The organism is Micromonospora sp. DT227 (genome assembly GCF_049841835.1).
Classification (GTDB): domain Bacteria; phylum Actinomycetota; class Actinomycetes; order Mycobacteriales; family Micromonosporaceae; genus Micromonospora.
On sequence record NZ_JBNCLA010000001.1, the window covers coordinates 1,577,316 to 1,598,591 of the forward strand.

At 72.3% G+C, this 21,276-nt stretch carries 23 protein-coding genes; 18 read left to right on the forward strand and 5 right to left on the reverse strand.

The features are described from left to right. Positions 1-110: 110 nt before the first annotated feature. The 5 genes from ACLQ2W_RS08060 to ACLQ2W_RS08080 all read left to right on the forward strand — a co-directional run bounded on the left by ACLQ2W_RS08060 (position 111) and on the right by ACLQ2W_RS08080 (position 5,604). Positions 111-2,624 (forward strand): bifunctional FO biosynthesis protein CofGH, encoded by a 2,514-nt coding sequence (locus ACLQ2W_RS08060; RefSeq protein WP_425785844.1) that lies wholly within the window; start codon positions 111-113, stop codon positions 2,622-2,624. A gap of 152 nt (positions 2,625-2,776) precedes the next feature. Next, complete coding sequence (locus ACLQ2W_RS08065; protein ID WP_107157760.1) at positions 2,777-3,067, forward strand: hypothetical protein; 291 nt, start codon at positions 2,777-2,779, stop codon at positions 3,065-3,067. 71 nt (positions 3,068-3,138) lie between these two features. After that, positions 3,139-4,536: a DUF4331 domain-containing protein gene (locus ACLQ2W_RS08070; RefSeq protein WP_425785845.1), complete on the forward strand. Its 1,398-nt coding sequence runs from the start codon at positions 3,139-3,141 to the stop codon at positions 4,534-4,536. Between the two features lie 13 nt (positions 4,537-4,549). Beyond that, on the forward strand, positions 4,550-4,888 hold the full coding sequence (locus ACLQ2W_RS08075; protein WP_425785846.1) for a phospholipase: 339 nt from the start codon (positions 4,550-4,552) through the stop codon (positions 4,886-4,888). A gap of 455 nt (positions 4,889-5,343) precedes the next feature. Further along, on the forward strand, positions 5,344-5,604 hold the full coding sequence (locus tag ACLQ2W_RS08080; RefSeq protein ID WP_013284161.1) for a WhiB family transcriptional regulator: 261 nt from the start codon (positions 5,344-5,346) through the stop codon (positions 5,602-5,604). A gap of 73 nt (positions 5,605-5,677) precedes the next feature. Here the strand turns inward: ACLQ2W_RS08080 and ACLQ2W_RS08085 are convergent, their stop codons facing one another. Then, positions 5,678-6,127: a metallopeptidase family protein gene (locus ACLQ2W_RS08085; protein ID WP_107157758.1), complete on the reverse strand. Its 450-nt coding sequence runs from the start codon at positions 6,125-6,127 to the stop codon at positions 5,678-5,680. Between the two features lie 156 nt (positions 6,128-6,283). On the opposite strand from ACLQ2W_RS08085, the gene ACLQ2W_RS08090 reads away from it, so the two are divergent. Beyond that, on the forward strand, positions 6,284-6,661 hold the full coding sequence (locus ACLQ2W_RS08090) for a DUF3499 domain-containing protein (protein ID WP_107157757.1): 378 nt from the start codon (positions 6,284-6,286) through the stop codon (positions 6,659-6,661). A gap of 23 nt (positions 6,662-6,684) precedes the next feature. Here the strand turns inward: ACLQ2W_RS08090 and ACLQ2W_RS08095 are convergent, their stop codons facing one another. Together ACLQ2W_RS08095 and ACLQ2W_RS08100 are read right to left on the reverse strand one after the other, a co-directional pair. After that, positions 6,685-8,061, reverse strand: a complete 1,377-nt coding sequence (locus ACLQ2W_RS08095) for an NAD(P)/FAD-dependent oxidoreductase (protein ID WP_425785847.1) — start codon at positions 8,059-8,061, stop codon at positions 6,685-6,687. A gap of 3 nt (positions 8,062-8,064) precedes the next feature. After that, positions 8,065-9,411: an aspartate aminotransferase family protein gene (locus tag ACLQ2W_RS08100; RefSeq protein WP_425785848.1), complete on the reverse strand. Its 1,347-nt coding sequence runs from the start codon at positions 9,409-9,411 to the stop codon at positions 8,065-8,067. Positions 9,412-9,941: 530 nt separating this feature from the next. On the opposite strand from ACLQ2W_RS08100, the gene ACLQ2W_RS08105 reads away from it, so the two are divergent. Then, positions 9,942-10,685: a DUF5753 domain-containing protein gene (locus ACLQ2W_RS08105; RefSeq protein ID WP_425786033.1), complete on the forward strand. Its 744-nt coding sequence runs from the start codon at positions 9,942-9,944 to the stop codon at positions 10,683-10,685. Next, positions 10,676-10,873 (forward strand): DUF397 domain-containing protein, encoded by a 198-nt coding sequence (locus tag ACLQ2W_RS08110; protein WP_425785849.1) that lies wholly within the window; start codon positions 10,676-10,678, stop codon positions 10,871-10,873. The genes ACLQ2W_RS08105 and ACLQ2W_RS08110 overlap by 10 nt, the downstream gene beginning before the upstream one ends. On the opposite strand, the gene ACLQ2W_RS08115 is transcribed toward ACLQ2W_RS08110, so the two are convergent. After that, positions 10,852-11,364, reverse strand: coding sequence for an Lrp/AsnC family transcriptional regulator (locus tag ACLQ2W_RS08115; protein WP_281944047.1), 513 nt, complete (start codon positions 11,362-11,364; stop codon positions 10,852-10,854). The two genes, ACLQ2W_RS08110 and ACLQ2W_RS08115, sit on opposite strands and share 22 nt — an antisense overlap. A 206-nt stretch (positions 11,365-11,570) precedes the next feature. Between ACLQ2W_RS08115 and ACLQ2W_RS08120 the strand changes: the two genes are divergently transcribed. The 9 genes from ACLQ2W_RS08120 to ACLQ2W_RS08160 are packed head-to-tail and all read left to right on the forward strand — an operon-like array spanning position 11,571 to position 20,017. Continuing rightward, positions 11,571-12,755, forward strand: a complete 1,185-nt coding sequence (locus ACLQ2W_RS08120; RefSeq protein WP_405092511.1) for a polyamine ABC transporter substrate-binding protein — start codon at positions 11,571-11,573, stop codon at positions 12,753-12,755. A gap of 5 nt (positions 12,756-12,760) precedes the next feature. Then, a complete protein-coding gene (locus tag ACLQ2W_RS08125; RefSeq protein ID WP_425785850.1) occupies positions 12,761-13,915 on the forward strand; it encodes an ABC transporter ATP-binding protein in 1,155 nt (384 codons plus the stop codon). Then, positions 13,912-14,820: an ABC transporter permease gene (locus ACLQ2W_RS08130; RefSeq protein WP_107157750.1), complete on the forward strand. Its 909-nt coding sequence runs from the start codon at positions 13,912-13,914 to the stop codon at positions 14,818-14,820. Before ACLQ2W_RS08125 ends, ACLQ2W_RS08130 begins: the two co-directional genes overlap by 4 nt. Beyond that, on the forward strand, positions 14,817-15,647 hold the full coding sequence (locus ACLQ2W_RS08135) for an ABC transporter permease (protein WP_281944041.1): 831 nt from the start codon (positions 14,817-14,819) through the stop codon (positions 15,645-15,647). The genes ACLQ2W_RS08130 and ACLQ2W_RS08135 overlap by 4 nt, the downstream gene beginning before the upstream one ends. Beyond that, on the forward strand, positions 15,644-17,065 hold the full coding sequence (locus ACLQ2W_RS08140; RefSeq protein ID WP_425785851.1) for an NAD(P)/FAD-dependent oxidoreductase: 1,422 nt from the start codon (positions 15,644-15,646) through the stop codon (positions 17,063-17,065). Before ACLQ2W_RS08135 ends, ACLQ2W_RS08140 begins: the two co-directional genes overlap by 4 nt. Continuing rightward, the gene (locus tag ACLQ2W_RS08145; protein ID WP_425785852.1) at positions 17,065-18,267 is read left to right on the forward strand and encodes a saccharopine dehydrogenase family protein; all 1,203 of its coding nucleotides are present in this window, start codon (positions 17,065-17,067) and stop codon (positions 18,265-18,267) included. Before ACLQ2W_RS08140 ends, ACLQ2W_RS08145 begins: the two co-directional genes overlap by 1 nt. Next, a complete protein-coding gene (speB, locus tag ACLQ2W_RS08150) occupies positions 18,264-19,277 on the forward strand; it encodes an agmatinase (RefSeq protein ID WP_425785853.1) in 1,014 nt (337 codons plus the stop codon). The genes ACLQ2W_RS08145 and speB overlap by 4 nt, the downstream gene beginning before the upstream one ends. A gap of 39 nt (positions 19,278-19,316) precedes the next feature. Further along, positions 19,317-19,709 (forward strand): type II toxin-antitoxin system RelE/ParE family toxin, encoded by a 393-nt coding sequence (locus tag ACLQ2W_RS08155; RefSeq protein WP_425785854.1) that lies wholly within the window; start codon positions 19,317-19,319, stop codon positions 19,707-19,709. Further along, a complete protein-coding gene (locus tag ACLQ2W_RS08160) occupies positions 19,706-20,017 on the forward strand; it encodes a helix-turn-helix domain-containing protein (protein ID WP_107157744.1) in 312 nt (103 codons plus the stop codon). Before ACLQ2W_RS08155 ends, ACLQ2W_RS08160 begins: the two co-directional genes overlap by 4 nt. 16 nt (positions 20,018-20,033) lie before the next feature. Here the strand turns inward: ACLQ2W_RS08160 and ACLQ2W_RS08165 are convergent, their stop codons facing one another. Next, the gene (locus ACLQ2W_RS08165; protein WP_425785855.1) at positions 20,034-20,492 is read right to left on the reverse strand and encodes a hypothetical protein; all 459 of its coding nucleotides are present in this window, start codon (positions 20,490-20,492) and stop codon (positions 20,034-20,036) included. Between the two features lie 211 nt (positions 20,493-20,703). On the opposite strand from ACLQ2W_RS08165, the gene ACLQ2W_RS08170 reads away from it, so the two are divergent. Then, on the forward strand, positions 20,704-21,276 hold a 573-nt coding region (locus tag ACLQ2W_RS08170; protein ID WP_425785856.1), incomplete at its 3' end, for a hypothetical protein.

The following is a 21,276-nucleotide window of genomic DNA, read 5'->3' on the forward strand; positions in this document are numbered from 1 at the left end:
GGAGACCACTTCCGCCGCCCGCGCCGGCACTCCGCCTGGCGGCAGGTGTTAAGCGGGGCCCCCGCCTCTACCGAAAGCGTTAAGCGGGGGCCCCTCCTTACACTGGGGCGATGGGTGAGCTCAGCGAGACGGTCCCGACCGAGGCGAGCGTTCGGCGGGCGCTGGGCCGCGCCGCCACCGGTCGGGCGTTGGACGCGGACGAGGCGGCGGCTCTGCTCACCGCGCGCGGCGCGGCGCTCGACGAGCTGCTCCGCGTCGCCGGGGAGATCCGCGACGCCGGGCTGCGCGAGGCCGGCCGGCCGGGCGTGGTCACGTACTCCAAGAAGGTCTTCATCCCGCTGACCCGGCTCTGCCGGGACCGCTGCCACTACTGCACGTTCGCCACCGTGCCGCACCGGCTGCCCGCCGCCTACCTGGAGCGCGACGAGGTCCTCGCGATCGCCCGGGAGGGCGCGGCGCAGGGCTGCAAGGAGGCGCTGTTCACGCTCGGTGACCGGCCGGAGGAGCGCTGGCCGGCGGCCCGCGAGTGGCTGGACGAGCGGGGCTACGACTCCACGCTCGACTACCTGCGCGCCTGCGCGGTGGCGGTGCTGGAGGAGACCGGCCTGCTGCCGCACCTGAACCCGGGCGTGCTGTCCTGGTCGGAGTTGCAGCGGCTCAAGCCGGTCGCGCCGAGCATGGGCATGATGCTGGAGACCACCGCCACCCGGCTCTGGTCGGAGCCGGGCGGCCCGCACTTCGGCTCGCCGGACAAGGAACCCGCGGTGCGGCTGCGGGTGCTCGACGACGCCGGCCGGGTCGGCGTGCCGTTCACCACCGGCATCCTGATCGGCATCGGCGAGCACCGGGCCGAGCGGGTCGACGCGTTGTTCGCGATCCGTCGCGCGATGCGGGAGTACGGCCACCTCCAGGAGGTGATCGTGCAGAACTTCCGCGCCAAGCCGGACACCGCGATGCGCGGCATGCCGGACGCGGAGCTGCACGATCTGGCCGCGACCGTGGCGGTGGCCCGGGTGCTGCTCGGCCCGAAGGCGCGCATCCAGGCCCCGCCGAACCTGATCGCCGGCGAGTACGACCTGCTGCTGCGCGCCGGCATCGACGACTGGGGCGGCGTCTCCCCGGTGACGCCGGACCACGTCAACCCGGAGCGGCCCTGGCCGCAGCTCGACGAGCTGGCCGCGCGGACCTCGGCCGCCGGCTTCACGCTGCGCGAGCGGTTGACCGTCTACCCGGAGTACGTGCGGGCCGGCGGGCCGTGGCTGGACCCGCGCCTGCTGCCGCACGTCACCGCGCTCGCCGACCCGGCGACCGGGCTGGCGGTCGAGGCGGCCCGCCCGGTGGGGCGGCCCTGGCAGGAGCCGGAGGAGGTCTTCGGCGGCCGGACCGACCTGCACGTCACCATCGACGTGACCGGCCGGACGGAGGACCGGCGCGGCGACTTCGACAGCGTCTACGGCGACTGGTCCGAGGTGGCGAACAAGGTCACCCGCCCGGTGCCCGGGACCGGCGGCGGGGACGCCGAGCTGCGTGCCGGCCTGCGGCTGGCGGCGGACGACCCGGCCGCGCTGCTGACGCCGGCGCACGAGGCGGCGGCGTTGGCGTTGTTCGGCGCGGACGGCCCGGCGCTGGACGAGCTGTGCCGGATCGCCGACGACGTGCGCCGGGACGCGGTCGGCGACGACGTGACCTACGTGGTCAACCGGAACATCAACTTCACGAACGTCTGCTACGTGGGTTGCCGGTTCTGCGCCTTCGCGCAGCGGGAGAGCGACGCGGACGCGTTCCGGCTCTCCCTCGACCAGGTGGCCGACCGGGCCGAGGAGGCGTGGACGGCCGGCGCCACCGAGGTCTGCCTCCAGGGTGGCATCGACCCGAAGATGCCGGTCACCGGCTACGCCGACATCGTCCGCGCGATCAAGGCGCGGGTGCCCGGGATGCACGTGCACGCGTTCTCGCCGATGGAGATCGTCACCGCCGCCGCGAAGGCCGGAGTGCCGGTGCGGGAGTGGCTGGGCCGGCTGCGCGAGGCCGGGCTGGACACCATCCCGGGCACCGCCGCGGAGATCCTCGACGACGACGTGCGCTGGGTGCTCACCAAGGGCAAACTGCCGGCCGCCGCCTGGGTCGAGGTGGTCAGCACGGCCCACGAGCTGGGCATCCGGTCCAGCTCCACGATGATGTACGGGCACGTCGACCACCCCGGCCAGTGGCTGGCCCACCTGCGGGTGCTGGCCGGCGTGCAGGACCGTACCGGCGGGTTCACCGAGTTCGTGGCGCTGCCGTTCGTGCACACCAACGCGCCGATCTACCTGGCCGGAATCGCCCGGCCGGGGCCGACCTGGCGGGAGAACCGGGTGGTGCACGCGATGGCCCGGCTGTTGCTGCACGGCCGGATCGACAACATCCAGTGCTCCTGGGTGAAGCTCGGCGACGCCGGCACGGTGGAGATGCTGCGCGGCGGCTGCAACGACCTCGGCGGCACGCTGATGGAGGAGACCATCTCCCGGATGGCCGGCTCGGGCAACGGTTCGGCCCGTACCGAGGAGCAGTTGCGGTCGATCGCCACGGCGGCCGGGCGGCCGTTCCGCAAGCGGACGACCGCGTACGGTCACGCCCGCGCCTGACGTCGAACCTTTCGCCGCGCCGCGCCGTACCTGTGGATGCCGGCGGCGGTTGCGGCGAGGACCGCCGCCGGTGACCCCCAGCCCGGGGACCCGGCGGCGTCCGGGTGCCCGGCCCCCGCGGCGCTGCGGCGCCGGTTGCGGAAAGGTTGCCGATGAGCACTGACGAGACCACCGACGCGCCGAAGCGGCGGCCCTGGCCGCGGCTGACCCGCCGGCAGACGCTGACCGCCGCCGCGAGCGCCACCCTGGGCGCGGCGGCGCTCACCGTGCCGGGCCTGTCCGCCGCGCAGAACGCCCCCACCGCGGGCCGGCGCGACGAGCCGATCGTGGTCCACCTGCGCGACGCCGCCACCGGCACGATGGACGTCTTCGTCGGCACGACCCGGGTCCAGGTGCGCGACCGTGGGCTGGCCGACCGTCTGGTGCGCGCCGCCCGCCGCTGACCCCGCTCCTCCCGGCGCGGGCTCCCGGCGCCGGTCCGACAGACGTTTCCCCGACGAAGGTGTGGTCCGCCATGTCCTCTCACCGCGAGGCCCCGGAGATCGCCAAGGATCCGGTCGCCGACAGTTCCGACCTGTACGCGTTCGTCAGCCCGACCCGGCCGGACACGGTCACGTTGATCGCCAACTACGTGCCGGTGCAGCTCCCCTCCGGCGGCCCCAACTTCTTCGAGTTCGGTGACGACGTCCGGTACGAGATCCACGTCGACAACGACGGCGACGGTTACCCGGATGTCACCTATCGTTTCGAATTCACCACCGAGATCACGAATCAGAACAGTTTTCTCTACAACACCGGGCCGATCGAGTCGCTGGACAGCAAGAACTGGAACCGGCGGCAGTTCTACAAGCTGACCCGGATCGCGGACGGCCGGGAGCACGTGCTGGCGAACAAGCTGCCCTGCCCGCCGTGCAACGTCGGCCCGCTGTCCACGCCGAACTACCAGAACCTGGTGAAGCAGGCGACGTTCAAGCTGTCCACCGGCGAGAAGGTGTTCGCCGGCCAGCGCGCCGACGGGTTCTTCGTCGACCTGGGCGCGGTGTTCGACCTGGGTACGCTGCGGCCGTTCCAGCAGCTCCACGTGGCCGGCAAGAAGCTGTTCAAGACCGAGGGCGAGCCGGTCAACGCGTTGGACCGGCTGAACGTGCACAGCATCGCCCTCCAGGTGCCGTTGGGCAAGGTGCGCCGGAAGGCCGCCCGGTACGGCTACGCCGACCGCGCGTCGACGATCGGCGTCTGGACCACCGCGTCCCGGCAGCAGGTGCGGGTGCTCGGCGACCGGGTGTCCGCGGACACCGCCACCGGCCCCTTCGTCCAGGTGTCCCGGCTCGGTAACCCGTTGTTCAACGAGGTGATCGTGCCGATGTCGAAGAAGGACCTGTGGAACACGCTGCCGCCGTCGGAGGACAAGCGGTTCGCCGGGTTCGTCGAGCGGCCCGAGCTGGCCGCGCTGCTGCCGGTGCTCTATCCGGGTGTCTTTCCCAACCTGGACGCGTTGAACAAGGCGAAGAAGCCGCGCGCCGACCTGGTGGCGCTGCTGCTCACCGGCGTACCGGCCGGGCTGGTGGACGGCTTCGCGAACACCACCGGCGACACCCAGGCCGACATGCTGCGGCTGAACACGGCGATCCGGCCCAGTGCCCGGCCGGACCGGTTCGGGGTGCTCGGCGGCGACCTGGCCGGCTTCCCCAACGGCCGCCGGGTCACCGACGACGTGGTGACCATCGCGCTGCGCGCGATCGCCGGGTTGACCGTCCCGCTGGTCGACAGGACGTTCAAGCCGGACGCCGCGGCGGCGGCGGTCACGCCGGGTCTGGACGCGACGGACGTGACCGCGCCGTTCCTCGGTGACTTCCCGTTCCTCGGCACCCCGTACGACGGGTTCGGCAACCCGCCGGCGAAGCGGTCCTGAGGGGAGGGGCGGCATGCACCGGCACCACGATCTCGGCCCGTCGTACCGCGGGACCGTGCTGCTCGACCTCGGCGGCGACACCGGCGCACTGATCATCCACACCGGCCGGGACCTGCACGGGCGGGAGATCGAGATCAGTCGCGCGGACCGGGACGGTCCGCGTACCCACTCGGCGGTCCGGGAGCGGCACGTCCTGGACGGGGTCTTCCACAGTGCCGTCTACCCGGACCTGGAGGCGGGCCCTTATACCGTCTGGTGGGACGAGGACACATCGGCCGGCGCGATCTCCGTCACCGGCGGAGCGATCACCGAATTCGTCTGGCCGACCAGTTCACCACCGCGAACCGACTGACCGAACGCTCAGCGACCCACGCGCCCCGTCCACATGTTGGACGGGGCGCGGTCGGCGTTGGCGGGCTGGACGGGCGGTACCGCGCCGAGCGCGTTAACCTTTGCCCCACCATTAGTGATCTTGGGCGGCGGCCGACGGGGGCGTCCGGCCGGCCCGCCGGTGTTGCGCCACGGCAGAAAACTTGGGGCAACTCGCCGGGGAGGGCGTTACTCGCCCGGGGTCTGAATCGATAGGGCAGGTTGCGAGGCTACGGACGGCCGCAGCGGTCGCGCCGGACGTGTCGGGAGGGCGACTCCATTATCAAGTTTGGCTTGACGGCGCACGCATTACACGCGTGTAATTTGAATGGGGTTGTTCGCGCGGAACGCACTAATTGGGTCCGTACGGACAAGCACGCCTTTCGCGTGGGGGGTTGCAGCGGCGAATGACGCCGGTGCGCGACAAGGAGGCAATCGATGGACGGCCAGCTCGAGGTGGCCGACCTGCTCGGGAACGCGCCGGAGTGGCAGGAGCGGGCGCTCTGCTCGCAGACCGACCCGGAGGCGTTCTTTCCCGAGAAGGGCGGCTCGACCCGCGAGGCGAAGCGCATCTGCTCGCGGTGTGAAGTCAAGACGGAATGTCTGGAGTACGCGCTCGGCCACGACGAGCGGTTCGGGATCTGGGGCGGCCTCTCCGAACGGGAGCGGCGCAAGCTCAAGCGGCGGGTGGCCGCCTGACCCGACATGGACCGGGCGGTGGGGGCCGCCCGGGTCCGTGGGGTCGGTGTGCGGGGTGCGACGCGGCCGGCGGTCAGGCCAGCTCGTCGGGGTCGACCCCGAGCAGGTTCGCCACCTGCTCGATGATCACGTCGTGCACGAGATCCGCGAGGTCCTCCCGGTCCATCGCGCGGAACTCCAACGGTCGCCGGTAGAGCACGATGCGCGGCGGCACCTCCTGCCGGCCGGGGCGACCCGGCAGCAGTCGGGCGAGCGGCACCTCGCCGTCCTCCAGCACGTCCGAGTCGTAGACGTTCAGATCCGGTGGGACGTCCTCGACGGCGAACTCCACCCCGGCCAGTTCCTTGGCGAACCGGCGTTCGAGCGTCTCCACGGTGTCGAGCACCAGGTCGTCGAAGACCTCGGCCTTGGTCCGGGCCAGCGGCACGGTGGCCGGCACCAGCCGCCCGCGCAGCCCGCGACCGTGCCGGTCGCGGTGGGTGCGCCGGCCCGAGCCGGGGCGGCTGTTCTGCGGGCTCGTCATGACGCACAGGGTAGCCCGGTGACAGGGCCGCTCCGCCGTCGCGCGGCACGCCCGGCGCGCCGGGCGTGCCGATCGGACGAATTGTGATCACCGTGACGGGCGTGTCGTAACGCGAAGCGGTGCGCCGGACCCGGTAATGGGGATACCCTGCCGCACGTGAGGTCACCACGGCGCTGCTCCCGTAACGGCTGCCCCCGGCAAGCGGTCGCCACATTGACCTATGTCTACAACGAGTCGACAGCGGTGGTGGGGCCGCTCGCGGCGTTCGCCGAACCGCACACGTACGACCTGTGTGAGCAGCACGCCCGTAGCCTGACCGCCCCGCGCGGCTGGGACGTGGTGCGGCACGAGGGCGAGTTCGAGCCGCCGCCGCCCACCACCGACGACCTGGTCGCGCTGGCCGAGGCGGTCCGCGAGGCCGCCCGCCCGGCACCGCCGCGTCCCCCCGAGGATCCCCACCCCAAGCCGAACTCCCAGCCTCCGCACCAGCAGGGCCGTCGCGGCCACCTCCGGGTGATCCCGCCCAACCACTGACCGTCGGGTCAGTGGCCCAGGAGTCAGTGGCCCAGGAAACGGTTGAAGAGGGTGGCGCGGCGGGCCGGGCGGTGGGTGCGGGTCTCGGTGGCGTCGGCCGACGACATGATCTTCAAGCCGGCGTTCATGGCCAGCCACCGCAGCGGCTCCGGCTCCCAGCGCGGCGAGCGGTGCCCGACCCAGGGCAACGCGGTCAGGTCGCTCGCCTCGCCCCGGATCAGGTCGGCAAGCGTGCGGCCGGCCAGGTTGCTGGTGCCCACCCCGTCGCCGACGTACCCGCCGGCCCAGGCCAGCCCGGTGCGGCGGTCCAGCCCCACCGAGGCGGCCCAGTCCCGGGCCACGCCGAGCGGACCGCCCCAGGCGTGCGTCACCGGCACGTCCGGGCCGAGCGCCGGGAACAGCTCGCCGAGCGTGCGGCGCAACGCCGCGAACACGTGCGGCTCCCGGTCGAAGTCGGGGCGCACCCGGGAACCGTAGTGGTAGGGGGCGCCCCGCCCGCCGAACGCCAGCCGACCGTCGGCGGTGCGCTGGCCGTACACGATGAGATGCCGGTAGTCGGCGAACGTCTCCCGGTCGGCCAGGCCGATCCGGGCCCAGGTCTCCGCCGGCAGCGGCGCGGTGGCCACCATCAGTGAGTAGACCGGCGCGACCGCCCGTCGGTGCCCCGGCAGCCCTGGCGTGAAGCCCTCGGTGGCGCGGACCACCACCGGCGCCCGGACCACGCCCGCCGGGGTCACCGCCGCGCCGGGCCGCAGCGCGGTGACCGGAGTGCGTTCGAAGACGCGTACGCCTCGGCGCTCCACCGCCCGGGCCAGGCCCCGGACCAGCTTCGCCGGCTGCACGGTGGCGCAGTGCGGCGTGTACGTGCCGCCGCGTACCCCGTCGGCGGCGCAGCGGGCGGTGGCCTCGGCGGCGTCGAGCAGCACCAGGTCGTCGTCGGTGAGCCCGTGCGCGCGGGCCTGGGCGACCTCGGCGCGGGCCCGGTCGAGCTGCGCCCCGGTGCGGGCCAGCACCACGGTGCCGCCGGCCCGCCAGTCGCAGTCGATGCCCTCGGCGGCGGCCACCCGACCCACCTCGTGGACGGTGTCGTGCATGGCCCGCCGCATGGCCAGCGCCCGGTCCGGCCCGTGGCGTCGGGCCAGCGCCGGCAGCGAGGTGGGGAACAGCGCCGAGCACCAGCCGCCGTTGCGGCCGGACGCGCCGTACCCGGCGATCTCCCGCTCCAGCACGACGACCCGCAGCGTCGGATCGGCCCGCGCCAGGTAGTACGCCGTCCACAGCCCGGTGTACCCGGCGCCCACGATCGCCACGTCGGCGTCCGTGTCGCCGGGCAGGCCGGGCCGGGGGGTCAGCGGCTCGTCCAGGTCGGACAGCCAGTGGGACAACTCCTGGTAGCGCACCGTCTACAGCCGGGACCACGCCTCGGTCAACACCGCGCGCAGGATCTGCTCGATCTCGTCGAACTGCTGCTGCTCGGCGATCAGCGGCGGGGCGAGCTGCACCACCGGGTCGCCCCGGTCGTCGGCCCGGCAGTAGAGCCCGGCCTGGAACAGCGCGGTGGAGAGGAAGCCGCGCAGCAGCCGCTCGGACTCCGCCTCGTCGAACGTCTCCCGGGTCGTCCTGTCCTTGACCAGCTCGATGCCGTAGAAGTAGCCGTCGCCCCGGACGTCGCCGACGATCGGCAGGTCGGTCAGCTTCTCCAGGGTGGCGCGGAACGCGTCCTCGTTGGCCCGGACATGCCCGACCAGGTCCTCCCGGGCGAACACCTCCAGGTTAGCCAGCGCCACCGCGCAGGAGACCGGGTGCCCGCCGAACGTCACGCCGTGGGCGAACATGCCGGTCTCGGTGAGGAACGGCTCCATCAGCCGGTCGCTGGCGATCATCGCGCCGAGTGGGGCGTAGCCGGAGGTGATGCCCTTGGCGGTGGTGATGATGTCCGGCTGGTAGCCGTACCGGGTGGCGCCGAAGTACTCGCCGAGCCGGCCCCAGGAGCAGATCACCTCGTCGCTGACCAGCAGCACGTCGTACGCGTCGCAGATCTCCCGCACCCGGGCGAAGTAGCCGGGCGGCGGCGGGAAGCAGCCGCCGGAGTTCTGCACCGGCTCCAGGAAGACCGCGGCGACCGTGTCCGGCCCCTCCCGTTCGATCGCCCGGCCGATCTCGTCGGCGGCCCACCGGCCGAACGCCTCGGCGTCGTCGCCGTGCTCCGGGGCGCGGTAGAAGTTGGTGTTCGGCACCTTGATGCCGCCGGGCACCAGCGGCTCGAAGTCGCTCTTGATGCCGGGCAGCCCGGTGATCGACAGCGCGCCCATCGAGGTGCCGTGATAGGCGATGTAGCGGCTGACCACCTTGTGCTTGTTGGGCTGGCCGGTGCGCTTGAAGTAGGCGCGGGCCAGCTTCCAGGCCGCCTCGACGGCCTCGGAGCCGCCGGTGGTGAAGAAGATCCGGTTCAGGTCGCCGGGGGTCAGTGCGGCGATCTTCTCGGCCAGCTCCACGGCGGTCGGGTGGGCGTACGACCAGAGCGGGAAGTAGGCCAGCTCGCCGGCCTGCTTGGCGGCGGCCTCGGCCAGCTCGGTCCGGCCGTGGCCGGCGTTGACGACGAAGAGCCCGGCGAGCCCGTCGAGGTAGCGGCGGCCCTGTGCGTCCCAGATGTACGCGCCCTCGCCCCGCACGATTGTCGGAACCTCGCCGGCGGAGTAGCTGGCCATCCGGGTGAAGTGCATCCAGAGGTGGTCGGTGGCGTTGGCCATGTCAGCCCCATCGGGTCTCGGGCCGGTCAGGGGTGACACCGGCCGCTCTGCCCACGGTTATCCCACAGTCGATACGGCCAAGGCAAGTGTTATCGGTGGCGCAGGAGGGTGGACGCGACGAATTCGGCGCGCTGTGGGCTTCCGCACAACGGAAACCGCATCCTCGTGATTCGTCGTCCCGGCGAACCCGGCGCGTCCGGACGGCGAGTGCGCTCACCGGCTACCAACTTGAGCGCGTGGACGGTTCACCGTCGTGAGCCGTCCACGCCATCAAGTTCGTAGGGCCTGGCAGCCCCACGCCGCGCGGAGCGCCGCCCGTCCGGTCTCGGGCAGCGGTCGAGGACGTTCGGGACGTCCGCCAACCCGTCCCACCGCAACACGCCGGTGGACCGCAGACGTGCACACGCAGCGTGGCTATCGTGCGGCGCAGCGCATCGAGCGACGCGACGGTGAGCGGGGTGTCCCGCCGCCGGCCGTCGAGTGACGAGGGCGGGAGGGGTCCGTTGGCGAACGAGGTGCTGCGGTTGGCGATGGCGGAGCGGGGCGAGACGGCCGAGTCGCTCGCCGCGAAGGTCCAGGTCGATCCGAAGACGGCGGCACGCTGGGTGACGGCCGACCGCATCCCGCATCCACACAGCCGGGTCGCGGTCGCCGAGGTGCTGGGCCGCGAGGTCGCCGAGCTGTGGCCGGAGCCGTTCCGCCGCCGCGACCTGCCGTGGTTCCGCCCCTGGGCCGACCTGGAGCAGGAGGCCACCTCGTTGCGCTCGTACCAGCCGCTGCTCGTGCCGGGCCTGCTCCAGACCGAGGGGTACGCCCGCGCGGTGCTGGGCACAGGCGCACTGCTCGCGCCCGCCGAGGTGGACGAGATCGTGGCGAGCCGGATCGCGCGTCAGCGCGTCCTCGACCGGGACGACCCGCCGCAACTCGTCGTGGTGATCGACGAGGTGGTGCTGCGCCGGCCGGTCGGCGACGGGTCGGTGATGGCCGGTCAGCTCCGGCATCTCGCGGCGGTCGCCGGGCGGGAGCACGTCCAGGTCCGGGTGATCCCGGCCGACAACCCGTGGCACACCGGGCTGGCTGGCCCGTTCGTGCTGGGCCGGCTGCCCGACGGGACGGAATTGGCGTATCTCGACAATCAGCTCCGCGGTCAGGTCGTGACCGATCCGGTCGACGTCGCTAGCCTGGGTCGGAGGTGGGAGAGCGTGACCGGCGAGGCGTTGCCCCGGCGGCGCTCGATCGAGCTGATCAGGGAAGTGGCGGAGACATGGACATGACCGGCGCCCGCTGGCGCACCGCGACCCGCAGCAGCAACAACGGCGGCGACTGCGTCGAGGTGGCCGACAACCTGCCCGGTCGGGTGCTGGTGCGCGACAGCAAGGACCGCACCGGCGGCACGCTCAGCTTCACGCCCGCCGCCTGGCGGGCCTTCGTCGGCCAGGCTCAGGCCGTGCCCCAGGTGTAGGTCTGCTTGCGCAGCTTGAGATAGACGAACGCCTCGGTCGACAGCACGCCGGGCACGCCGCGCAGCTTCTGGAGGATCTCCAGCAGGTGCGCGTCGTTGCGGCACACCACCTCGGCCAGCAGGTCGAACGAGCCGGCGGTGATCACCACGTAGTCGACCTCCTCGAACTCGGCGAGCCGGTCGGCCACCGGCTCCAGGTCGCCGTCGGTGCGCAGCCCGATCATGGCCTGCCGGGGGAAGCCGAGCTGGAGCGGATCGGTCACCGCCACGATCTGCATGACACCGGCGTCGAGCAGGCGCTGCACCCGCTGGCGTACCGCCGCCTCGGAGAGGCCGACCGCCTTGCCGATGCTCGCGTACGGGCGGCGGCCGTCCTCCTGGAGCTGCTCGATGATCTGCTTGGCCACGTCGTCCAACAGAGCGTGATTGGAGCCCTCACGCACGGTGACGCGGCGGGTGCCGTTGCCGTTCTCCAGTTGCCGGTTGGCCATCGCCGCTCCCCATGTCCGATTCGCTGTGCAGAAGCGTAGTGCCCCGGCGCAGTCTGGCGTAATTCGTGGCCCTTAGCTATTCCCACAACGGAATCCCTTGTGAGAGAGGGTTCCTCATGTCAGGATCAGGCCTCCATCGCCACTGACCTCCCGCCGGCGAGCCACCCCCGTCCCGCCGCCGACGATGCCCCCCAAGGAGTCGTCACATGCGTAGTCCCCTCCGGACGCTCACCCGGCGTGGTCTGCTCACCGGAACGCTCGGCTCGGCCGCGCTGCTCGCCACCGCGGGCACGCTTGCCGGCTGCGGCACGAAGGGCGCCCAGCAGACCGAGGCCGGCTGCAAGAGCGACGACGTGTCCGCCACCGAGAAGAAGCTGGCGTTCTCGAACTGGCCGCAGTACATGGACACCGACGAGAAGGACGAGTCGAAGCGCCCCACGCTCGACGCGTTCATCGCCAGCACCGGCATCCAGGTGACCTACACCGAGGACGTCAACGACAACAACGAGTTCTTCGGCAAGGTGCAGAACCAGCTCGCCGGCTGTCAGAGCACCGGCCGGGACATCATGGTGCTCACCGACTGGATGGCCGCCCGGATGATCCGGCTCGGCTGGGTCCAGAAGCTGGACAAGGCCAAGATCGGAAACGTCGAGGCGAACCTGCTGCCGTCGCTGCGTGGCCGGTCCTTCGACAAGGACACCCAGCTCGCGATCCCGTGGCAGTCCGGCCTCGCCGGTCTGGCCTACAACGCCAAGGTGACCAAGGAGATCCGCACCGTCGACGAGCTGCTCACCCGCCCCGACCTCAAGGGCAAGGTGACCGCGCTGTCGGAGATGCGCGACACCATGGGCCTGCTGCTCCAGTCGAACGGTCACGACCCGGCCAACTTCACCCCGGCCCAGTTCGACGACGCGCTGAACAAGCTCAAGAAGGCCGTGGACAGCAAGCAGATCCGGCGCTTCACCGGCAACGACTACGCGCCCGACCTGGCCAAGGGCGACATCGCCGCGTGCATCGGCTGGTCCGGCGACGTGATCCAGCTCGGCTTCGAGGACCCCAAGGTCAAGTTCGTGGTGCCGGAGTCCGGCGTGATGCTCTGGTCGGACAACATGCTGGTGCCGAACAAGGCCACCCACAAGGCCAACGCCGAGGCGCTGATGAACTACTACTACGACCCGGCGGTGGCGGCGAAGCTGGCCGCGTACGTCAACTACATCTGCCCGGTGCAGGGCGCGCAGGCCGAGATGGAGAAGATCGACCCGGACCTGGCGGGAAACCCGCTGATCTTCCCGGACGACGCGATGCTCGCGAAGTCGAAGGTCTTCATGGCCCTCGACGAGCAACGCGAGAAGGAGTACGAGACCAAGTTCCAGCAGGTCATCGGGGCGTGAGGCAGATGGCGCAGGAAGCACCGGCCGGCGATCTGCGACTGGCCGACCTGACCAAGCGGTTCGGCGTCTTCACCGCCGTCGACGACCTCAGCCTCACGATTCCGCAGGGCTCGTTCTTCGCCCTGCTCGGCGCGTCCGGCTGCGGCAAGACCACCACACTGCGGATGATCGCCGGGCTGGAGACGCCGACCGGCGGGCAGGTGCTGCTCGGCGACCGGGACATCACCGGGCTGCGGCCGTACAAGCGGCCGGTCAACACCGTGTTCCAGAGCTACGCGCTCTTCCCGCACCTCGACATCCACGAGAACGTGGCGTTCGGGCTGCGCCGCCGGGGCATCCGCAAGGTGGGCGACCAGGTCGAGCGGATGCTCGCGCTGGTGCAGCTCCAGGGGTACGGCCGACGCCGGCCGGCCCAGCTCTCCGGCGGCCAGCAGCAGCGCGTCGCGCTGGCCCGGGCGCTCATCAACCACCCGCAGGTGCTGCTGCTCGACGAGCCGCTCGGCGCGCTCGACCTGAAACTGCGCCGCCAGATGCAGCTTGAGCTGAAGCGCATCCAGACCGAGGTCGGCATCACGTTCGTGCACGTCACCCACGACCAGGAGGAGGCCATGACGATGGCCGACACGGTCGCGGTGATGAACGCCGGCCGGATCGAGCAGCTCGGCGCGCCCGCCGACATCTACGAGTACCCGGCCACCGCGTTCGTGGCGAACTTCCTCGGCCAGTCCAACCTGCTCGCCGCCGACGCCGGCGGCCACGCCGGGGACGACGTGCTGGTCACCGCGCACGGCGCGCGCTTCTCGGTGCCCGCCGGCCGGGCCCGGCTCGTCGACGGGCCGGCCTTCCTCGGCGTACGCCCGGAGAAGCTGCACCTGGTCGACGGCCCCGACGAGGTGCCCGCCGGCCACCAGCACGTCGGCGGCGTGGTCACCGACGCCTCCTACGTGGGGGTGAGCACCCAGTACCTGGTGCGCACCGCGTGGGGCAGCGAGCTGTCCGTGTTCGCGGCGAACAGCGGGCTGGGCGGTCGGCTCGCCACCGGCACGCCGGTGACCGCGCACTGGGACCCCCGGCACGCGTTCCTGCTGCCCCGGGCCGGCGGCGCGGACGACCAGACCACGCCGCTGCTCGACGAGCCGCCGGTCGGGGCGTTGCCGTGACCGCGCTGGCCCACGTACCCACCTCCGCCGGGTCACCCGCGCCGCCCCCGGCGCGGCGCGGACGGAACCGGCTGCTGCCGTACCTGCTGTTGCTGCCCGGCGCGGCCTGGCTGCTGGTCTTCTTCGCGCTGCCGCTGCTGCAACTCGCCGCCGCGAGCCTCTACGACCCGGCCGGCTCGCTCTCCACCGGGTACGCGATGACCTGGGCGGTGGGCAACTACCCGGATGCGTTGCAGGCGTACTGGCCGCAGTTCCTGCGGTCCTTCCTGTACTCGGCGATCGCGCTGGTGCTGGCGCTGCTGATGGGCTACCCGCTGGCGTACGCGATCGCGCAGAAGGCCGGCCGCTGGAAGAACCTGCTGCTGGTGGCCGTGGTCGCGCCGATGTTCACCAGCTTCCTGGTGCGCACGCTGGCCTGGAAGACCATCCTGTCGGACAACGGCGCGGTGGTCGGACTGCTGCGCGACGTGCACCTGCTCGGGCCGGACGGCCGGCTGCTGGCCACCCCGATCGCGGTGGTGCTCGGCCTGACGTACAACTTCCTGCCGTTCCTGGTGCTGCCGCTGTACGCGAGCCTGGAGCGGCTCGATCCCCGGCTGCTGGAGGCGGCGAGCGACCTGTACGCGAGCCCGCTGCGCGCGTTCGCCCGGGTCACGTTGCCGCTGTCGATGCCCGGCCTGATCGCCGGCACGCTGCTGTTCTTCATCCCGGCCACCGGCGACTACATCAACGCCGAGCTGCTCGGCACCCCGAACGAGTACATGATCGGCAACGTCATCGACTCGGCGTTCCTGGTCCGGCTCGACTATCCGCAGGGCGCGGCGCTGTCGTTCCTGCTGATGGCCGCGATCCTGGTGATCGTCTTCGCCTACCTGCGCCGGGCCGGCACGGAGGAGGTGCTGTGAACGCGCGACGCTGGCTCGCCGACCGGTGGGTGATGGGCGTGGCCCTGCTCGTGCTCGGCTACCTCACGCTGCCGATCCTGGTGGTCGCCGGGCTCTCCTTCAACCGCCCGTCCAGCCGGGTCTCCTACGACTTCAACGAGTTCACGCTGGACAACTGGGCCCGCCCCTGCGCCACCGCCGACATGTGCGACGCGGTGGTGCGCAGCATGGAGATCGGCCTGATCGCCACCGTGGTCTCCACCGTGCTCGGCACGCTGATGGCGTTCGCGCTGGTCCGGCACGGCTTCCGCGGCCGGTCCGGGATCAACGGTCTGATCTTCCTGCCGATGGCCACCCCGGAACTGGTGATGGGCACGTCGCTGCTCGCGCTCTTCGTCGCCGCCGGCGTGCCGCAGGGCTTCTGGACCATCGTCATCGCGCACGTGATGTTCTGCGTGTCGTTCGTGGTGGTCACCGTGAAGGCCCGGCTCGCCGGCATGGACCGGCGGCTGGAGGAGGCCGCCATGGACCTGTACGCCAGCGAGTGGCAGACGTTCCGCCGGATCACGCTGCCGCTGGTGCTACCAGGCATCGTCGCCGCCGCGCTGCTGGCGTTCTCACTCAGCTTCGACGACTTCATCATCACCAACTTCAACGCCGGCACCACAGTCACGTTCCCGATGTACGTCTGGGGCGCCGCCCAGCGGGGCATCCCGCCGCAGGTCAACGTCATCGGCACGGCCATGTTCGGGATAGCGCTGCTGCTCGTCGGGGCCAGCTCGCTGCGCGGCCGACGGGCCCGCAAGGCGGCGCTCGCGGTGATCGCCACCCCGGCGGGCCGGCCATGACGCTCCCGCATACCGGCCGGGCGCTGGCCGACGCCGCGCCCGTGCCGTACTGGCTGGACCGCCCGGCACGCCCCGACCCGCTGCCGGCGCTCACCGGCCCGGCCACCGCCGACCTGCTGGTGATCGGCGGCGGATACGCCGGGCTGTGGACCGCGCTGCTGGCCAAGGAGGCCGACCCGGACCGGGACGTGCTGCTGGTCGACGCCGGCACCTGCGGCTGGGCGGCGTCCGGGCGCAACGGCGGGTTCTGCGCCGCGTCACTCACGCACGGGCTGGCCAACGGCGTCGAGCGGTTCCCCGACGAGATCGGCGAGCTGGAACGGCTCGGCCGGGAGAACCTGGACGCGATCGGCGCGACGATCGACAGGTACGGCATCGACTGCGACTTCGAACGCACCGGCGAACTGGCGGTGGCCGTCGCGCCGTACCAGCTCGACGGGCTCGCCGCCGACGCCGAGCTGGGCCGCCGGCACGGCCGCGACGTGCGGCTGCTCGACCGCGACGAGGTACGCGCCGAGGTGGCCTCCCCGACGTACCTCGGTGGGCTCTGGGACACCGACCGGACGGCGCTGCTCGACCCGGCGAAGCTCGCCTGGGGGCTGCGCCGGGCCGCGCTCGACCTCGGCGTCCGGATCCACGAGCACACCCGCGTCACCGGGCTGGCCGCCGACGGCCCGGCGCTGCGCGCCACCACGGCCGGCGGCGCGGACGCCGCGCCCGGCGCGGTACGCGCGGCCCGGGTGGCGCTGGCCACCAACGCGTTCCCGCCGCTGCTGCGCCGACTGCGCGCCTGGACCGTGCCGGTCTACGACTACGCGCTGATGACCGAGCCGCTGACCGCCGCCCAGCGGGACGCGATCGGCTGGCGCAACCGGCAAGGGCTGGCGGACACCGGCAACCAGTTCCACTACTACCGGCTCACCGCCGACAACCGGATCCTGTTCGGCGGCTACGACGCGGTCTACCACTACGGCAACCGGGTGGCCCCCGCGCTGGAGCAACGCGAGGCCACGTTCCGCACGCTGGCCGCGCACTTCTTCACCACGTTCCCGCAACTGGACGGGCTGCGGTTCAGCCACCGTTGGGGCGGTGTGATCGACACCTGCACCCGGTTCTGCGCCTTCTTCGGCACCGCCCACCAGGGGCGGCTGGCGTACGCGGCCGGCTACACCGGGCTCGGCGTCGGCGCGACCCGGTTCGGCGCGCGGGTCACGCTCGACCTGCTCGCCGGCGCGGACACCCCGCTCACCCGACTCGACCTGGTCCGCCGCAAGCCGCTGCCGTTCCCGCCGGAGCCGATCCGGGCCGCCGGCATCAACCTCACCCGATGGTCGCTCGCCCACGCCGACGCGCGGGACGGGCGGCGCAACCTCTGGCTCCGTACTCTCGACCGCTTTGGACTGGGGTTCGACTCCTGATGCGTATCCTCCTCGTCGGCGCCGGTGGCGTCGGCTCCGCCGCCGTATCCATCGCCGCCCGCCGTTCCTTCTTCGAGACCATGGTCGTCGCCGACCACGACCCGGCGCGCGCCGCCCGGGCGGTCGCCGGCCACGGCGACCGGTTCGTGGCCGCCACCGTCGACGCCTCGGACGCCGACGCGGTCGCCGCGCTCTGCCGGGAACACCGGATCACCCACGTGTTCAACGCGGTCGACCCGCGCTTCGTCCTGCCGATCTTCGACGGGGCGTTCGCGGCCGGCGCCGACTACCTCGACATGGCCATGTCGCTGTCCCGGCCGCACCCCGACCGCCCCTACGCGGAGACCGGCGTCAAGCTCGGCGACGAGCAGTTCGCCGCCGCCGACCGCTGGACCGCCGCCGGCCGGCTGGCGCTCTGCGGCATCGGCGTCGAACCGGGCCTGTCCGACGTGTTCGCCCGCTACGCCGCCGACGAGCTGTTCACCGAGATCGACGAGATCGGGGTACGCGACGGCGCGAACCTCACCGTCGCCGGCTACGACTTCGCGCCGTCGTTCTCCATCTGGACCACCATCGAGGAGTGCCTCAACCCGCCGGTGATCTGGGAGGCCGACCGCGGCTGGTTCACCACCGAACCGTTCAGCGAGCCGGAGGTGTTCGACTTCCCGGCCGGCATCGGCCCGGTCGAGTGCGTCAACGTGGAACACGAGGAGGTGCTGCTCATCCCGCGCTGGGTGCCGGCGAAACGGGTCACCTTCAAGTACGGCCTCGGCGCGGAGTTCATCGAGGTGCTGCGCACGCTGCACAAGCTCGGCCTCGACTCGACCGCCCCGGTGCGGGTGCGCGGCGTCGACGTGTCGCCGCGCGACCTGGTGGCCGCCGCGCTGCCCGACCCGGCCACGCTCGGCGACCGGATGAGCGGCAAGACCTGCGCCGGCACGTACGTCGCCGGCACCGGGCCGGACGGCCGGCCCCGCCGGGTCTACCTCTACCACGTGGTCGACAACGAGTGGTCGATGGCCGAGTACGGCCACCAGGCGGTGGTCTGGCAGACCGCGGTCAACCCGGTCGTCGCGCTGGAGCTGCTGGCCACGGGCGCCTGGTCCGGCACGGGTGTGCTCGGGCCCGAGGCGTTGCCGCCGACGCCCTTCCTCGACCTGCTCACCGACTACGGTTCCCCCTGGGGGATGGAGGAACGATGACCCGCTACGGCCCGATGTACGGCCCCGACGTCACGTTCCTCGGCGTGCCGCCGTGCACGGTCGAGGAACCGGTCACCTACGCCGACGCCGACGTGGTGGTCATCGGCGCGCCGTTCGACGGCGGCACCTCGCACCGGCCGGGCACCCGGTTCGGGCCGTCCGCCATCCGGCAGGCCTGCTACCTGCCGCACGACGGCTCCCGCCCGTCGCTGGCGCTGCGCGTGGACGCGCTCAAGGACCTGTGCGTCTACGACGCCGGGGACGTGGAGATGTTCGGCGGCGACATCGAACGCTCGCTGGCCGCGCTGGAGACCGCCGTGCACGCGGTCGCCGCCGCCGGGGCGATCCCGGTGGTGCTCGGCGGCGACCACTCCATCGCGTTGCCGGACGCCACCGGCGTGGCCCGGCACCACGGGCTCGGCCGTGTCTCGCTGGTGCACTTCGACGCGCACGCCGACACCGGCGACGTCGAGTTCGGCTCGCTGCACGGGCACGGCCAGCCGATGCGCCGGCTCATCGAGTCCGGCGCGGTACGCGGCGACCGGTTCCTCCAGATCGGCCTGCGCGGCTACTGGCCCGGCCCGGACACGTTGGCGTGGATGGCGGAGCAGCGGATGCGCTCGTACGAGATGACCGAGATCGTGGCGCGCGGGCTGGACACCTGCCTCACCGAGGCGTTCGGCATCGCCACCGACGAGTGCGAGGGCGTGTTCCTCTCCGTCGACGTGGACGTGGTCGACCCCGGCATGGCCCCCGGCACCGGCACCCCCGAGCCCGGCGGGTTCACCTCCCGCGAGCTGCTCGACGCGGTCCGCCGGGTCTGCTACGAGCTGCCCGTGGTCGGCCTGGACGTGGTCGAGGTCGCGCCGCCGTACGACCACGCCGACATCACCGCCTACCTGGGCAACCGCGTGGTCCTTGAGGCCCTGTCCGCGATAGCCCGCCGCCGCCGAGACGCGGAAACCGGAACCCCCTGGAACCCCACCCAACCCCTCCTCGACTCCCGCTGAACGTGGCCCATCGGGTTTAGCCCGAGCTATAGTTATGCCATGGGCGCTGACGGAAAGCGGTGGTCGGTCCGGGTCACCGGTGAGGTCCGGCACTGGCTGCGCGACCTGCGGCACGACGACCCGGCGTCCTACGAGAGCGTGCGCGTGGCGGTGGACAAGCTGGCCGAGGTCGGCCCGGGGCTGGGGCGTCCCCTCGTGGACACACTGCGCGGCAGCAGCCTGCGCAACCTCAAGGAGCTGCGGCCCCGCTCCGGCCGCGACGTGGCGATCCGGGTGCTGTTCGTCTTCGACCCGTGGTCCCAGGCCGTACTCCTGGTCGCGGGCAACAAGGCGGGCGACTGGAGCCGCTGGTACCAACGGCACATCCCGGCGGCGGAGATCGCCTACAAGGCCTGGCTCGACAACGAACGTGAGCGAAGGGGGGAGTCGTGACGGAGTTCCACGACTGGGACGAGGTCCGCGCCGAGCTCGGCGGCGACGACGAGGCGTACGCGCAGGAGCGCGCCCGGACCGAGGCCTGGGTGAGCGCCTTCCACCTGGCCGAGGAGCGCAAGCGGTTGGGGCTCACCCAGCGGCAGGTCGCCGAGATCATGGGGGTCACGCCGGGCCGGGTGAGTCAGATCGAGAACGGTGACCTCGACGTCAACGAGGTGGCCACGCTGAGCCGGTACGCCAACGCCCTCGGCGCCCGACTGCGGATCATCTTCGACTACGGCGACGACCTTCGGCAGATCGCCTGACCGGGGCCACCGGGGGTCAGGGGCGCGGGCAGTGGGGGAGCAGGCGTAGGCGCTCGGTGGTCTCGGTGAGCGAGTTGGGCTCGACGACCAGGCGGGCCGTGGTGGTGGCGGGGCCGGCGCGGAAGGTGCCCGCGTCGGCGGGGACGGTCGCCGACCAGGTGCCGGCCGTACGCTCGTCGGTGCACGCGCCGATCACGCCGAACCCGAAGCCGGTGACGTCGGTGCCCCGCACCCGCTGAGCCAGGTGCACCTCGATGTACGCCAGGCCGCGTTCGTCGCCGCACTCGAACCGGCCCCGCACCGTGCCGGTGTGCGCGTGGACGTCGGCGACGCCGAACCAGTTGACGGAGATCGCCGGGGCCGAGGCGGCCGGGCTCGGGGCGGCGAGCGCGGCGCCCGGTGCGAGTCCGAGGGCGGCGGCGGTGGCCAGCGTGGTGAGGCCGGCGGCGAGCAGGGACGGTCGGACCTGGTGCATGCGCGGCTCCTGCCGGACGGAACTCCAATGTGGACGGCACCAGCATCCCACCCCCCGCGAAGCCCGCAAGTGCAAAATCTTGGACAGGAAGGACGGGTCCCTGTCAACGCCTCCGGCATGGCAGGGCGCCCCGTTTGACCGGTGGCCCGGCTGAACGGTCCGGGGCTGGCATCCGTATCAGCCGTCGAGGACACCGACGACGGGAGACAACGTGAGGGTGCAGCGCAAGCACGTGCTGGCGGCGACCGTGGCGGTGGTCGCCTCGGTGGGCCTCTCGGTCGGCACCGGAATGGGATTCGCGGAGACCACGCCGGCCGGGCGGTCCGCCTGCGTCGGGTCGGTGACGTTCTTGGCGGAAGGTGGGGCACCGGCCGCCACCAGCGACCGGTTCCCGGCGGGCACCCGGCTGCGGGTGACGAACCTGGACAACAACAAGAGCGCCACCGTGACCGTGGTCGGGCCGTCGGGCAGTTGCGTGCTGCTCAACGCGGCGGCCATGGACCTGGTCCGCGAGCCGGGCAAGAACGTCATCCGCCGCAACGTGGTGGAACGCCTCGACGGCGCCGCTCCCGCCCCCGGCGGTGGGCAGCCGGTCGAGACGCGGCCCGGCAACGCGCAGCCGATCGGCGGCAGCGTCTGCACCGGGGCGATCACGTTCTCCGCCGAGGCCGGCGCGCCGGCCGCCACCAGCGGACAGTTCCCGGTCGGCACCCGGCTGCGGGTGACGAACCTGGACAACAACAAGAGCGCCACCGTGACCGTGGTCGGGCCGTCGGGCAGTTGC

Coding starts and splice junctions, on each gene's coding strand:
- speB (WP_425785853.1), top strand. CDS start 18,264: ATGACCCGCTACGGCCCGATGTACGGCCCCGACGTCACGTTCCTCGGC.
- ACLQ2W_RS08120 (WP_405092511.1), top strand. CDS start 11,571: ATGCGTAGTCCCCTCCGGACGCTCACCCGGCGTGGTCTGCTCACCGGA.
- ACLQ2W_RS08145 (WP_425785852.1), top strand. CDS start 17,065: ATGCGTATCCTCCTCGTCGGCGCCGGTGGCGTCGGCTCCGCCGCCGTA.
- ACLQ2W_RS08155 (WP_425785854.1), top strand. CDS start 19,317: ATGGGCGCTGACGGAAAGCGGTGGTCGGTCCGGGTCACCGGTGAGGTC.
- ACLQ2W_RS08080 (WP_013284161.1), top strand. CDS start 5,344: ATGGACGGCCAGCTCGAGGTGGCCGACCTGCTCGGGAACGCGCCGGAG.
- ACLQ2W_RS08105 (WP_425786033.1), top strand. CDS start 9,942: ATGGCGGAGCGGGGCGAGACGGCCGAGTCGCTCGCCGCGAAGGTCCAG.
- ACLQ2W_RS08100 (WP_425785848.1), bottom strand. CDS start 9,411: ATGGCCAACGCCACCGACCACCTCTGGATGCACTTCACCCGGATGGCC.
- ACLQ2W_RS08125 (WP_425785850.1), top strand. CDS start 12,761: ATGGCGCAGGAAGCACCGGCCGGCGATCTGCGACTGGCCGACCTGACC.
- ACLQ2W_RS08065 (WP_107157760.1), top strand. CDS start 2,777: ATGAGCACTGACGAGACCACCGACGCGCCGAAGCGGCGGCCCTGGCCG.
- ACLQ2W_RS08070 (WP_425785845.1), top strand. CDS start 3,139: ATGTCCTCTCACCGCGAGGCCCCGGAGATCGCCAAGGATCCGGTCGCC.
- ACLQ2W_RS08165 (WP_425785855.1), bottom strand. CDS start 20,492: ATGCACCAGGTCCGACCGTCCCTGCTCGCCGCCGGCCTCACCACGCTG.
- ACLQ2W_RS08060 (WP_425785844.1), top strand. CDS start 111: ATGGGTGAGCTCAGCGAGACGGTCCCGACCGAGGCGAGCGTTCGGCGG.
- ACLQ2W_RS08075 (WP_425785846.1), top strand. CDS start 4,550: ATGCACCGGCACCACGATCTCGGCCCGTCGTACCGCGGGACCGTGCTG.
- ACLQ2W_RS08085 (WP_107157758.1), bottom strand. CDS start 6,127: ATGACGAGCCCGCAGAACAGCCGCCCCGGCTCGGGCCGGCGCACCCAC.
- ACLQ2W_RS08115 (WP_281944047.1), bottom strand. CDS start 11,364: ATGGCCAACCGGCAACTGGAGAACGGCAACGGCACCCGCCGCGTCACC.
- ACLQ2W_RS08110 (WP_425785849.1), top strand. CDS start 10,676: ATGGACATGACCGGCGCCCGCTGGCGCACCGCGACCCGCAGCAGCAAC.
- ACLQ2W_RS08140 (WP_425785851.1), top strand. CDS start 15,644: ATGACGCTCCCGCATACCGGCCGGGCGCTGGCCGACGCCGCGCCCGTG.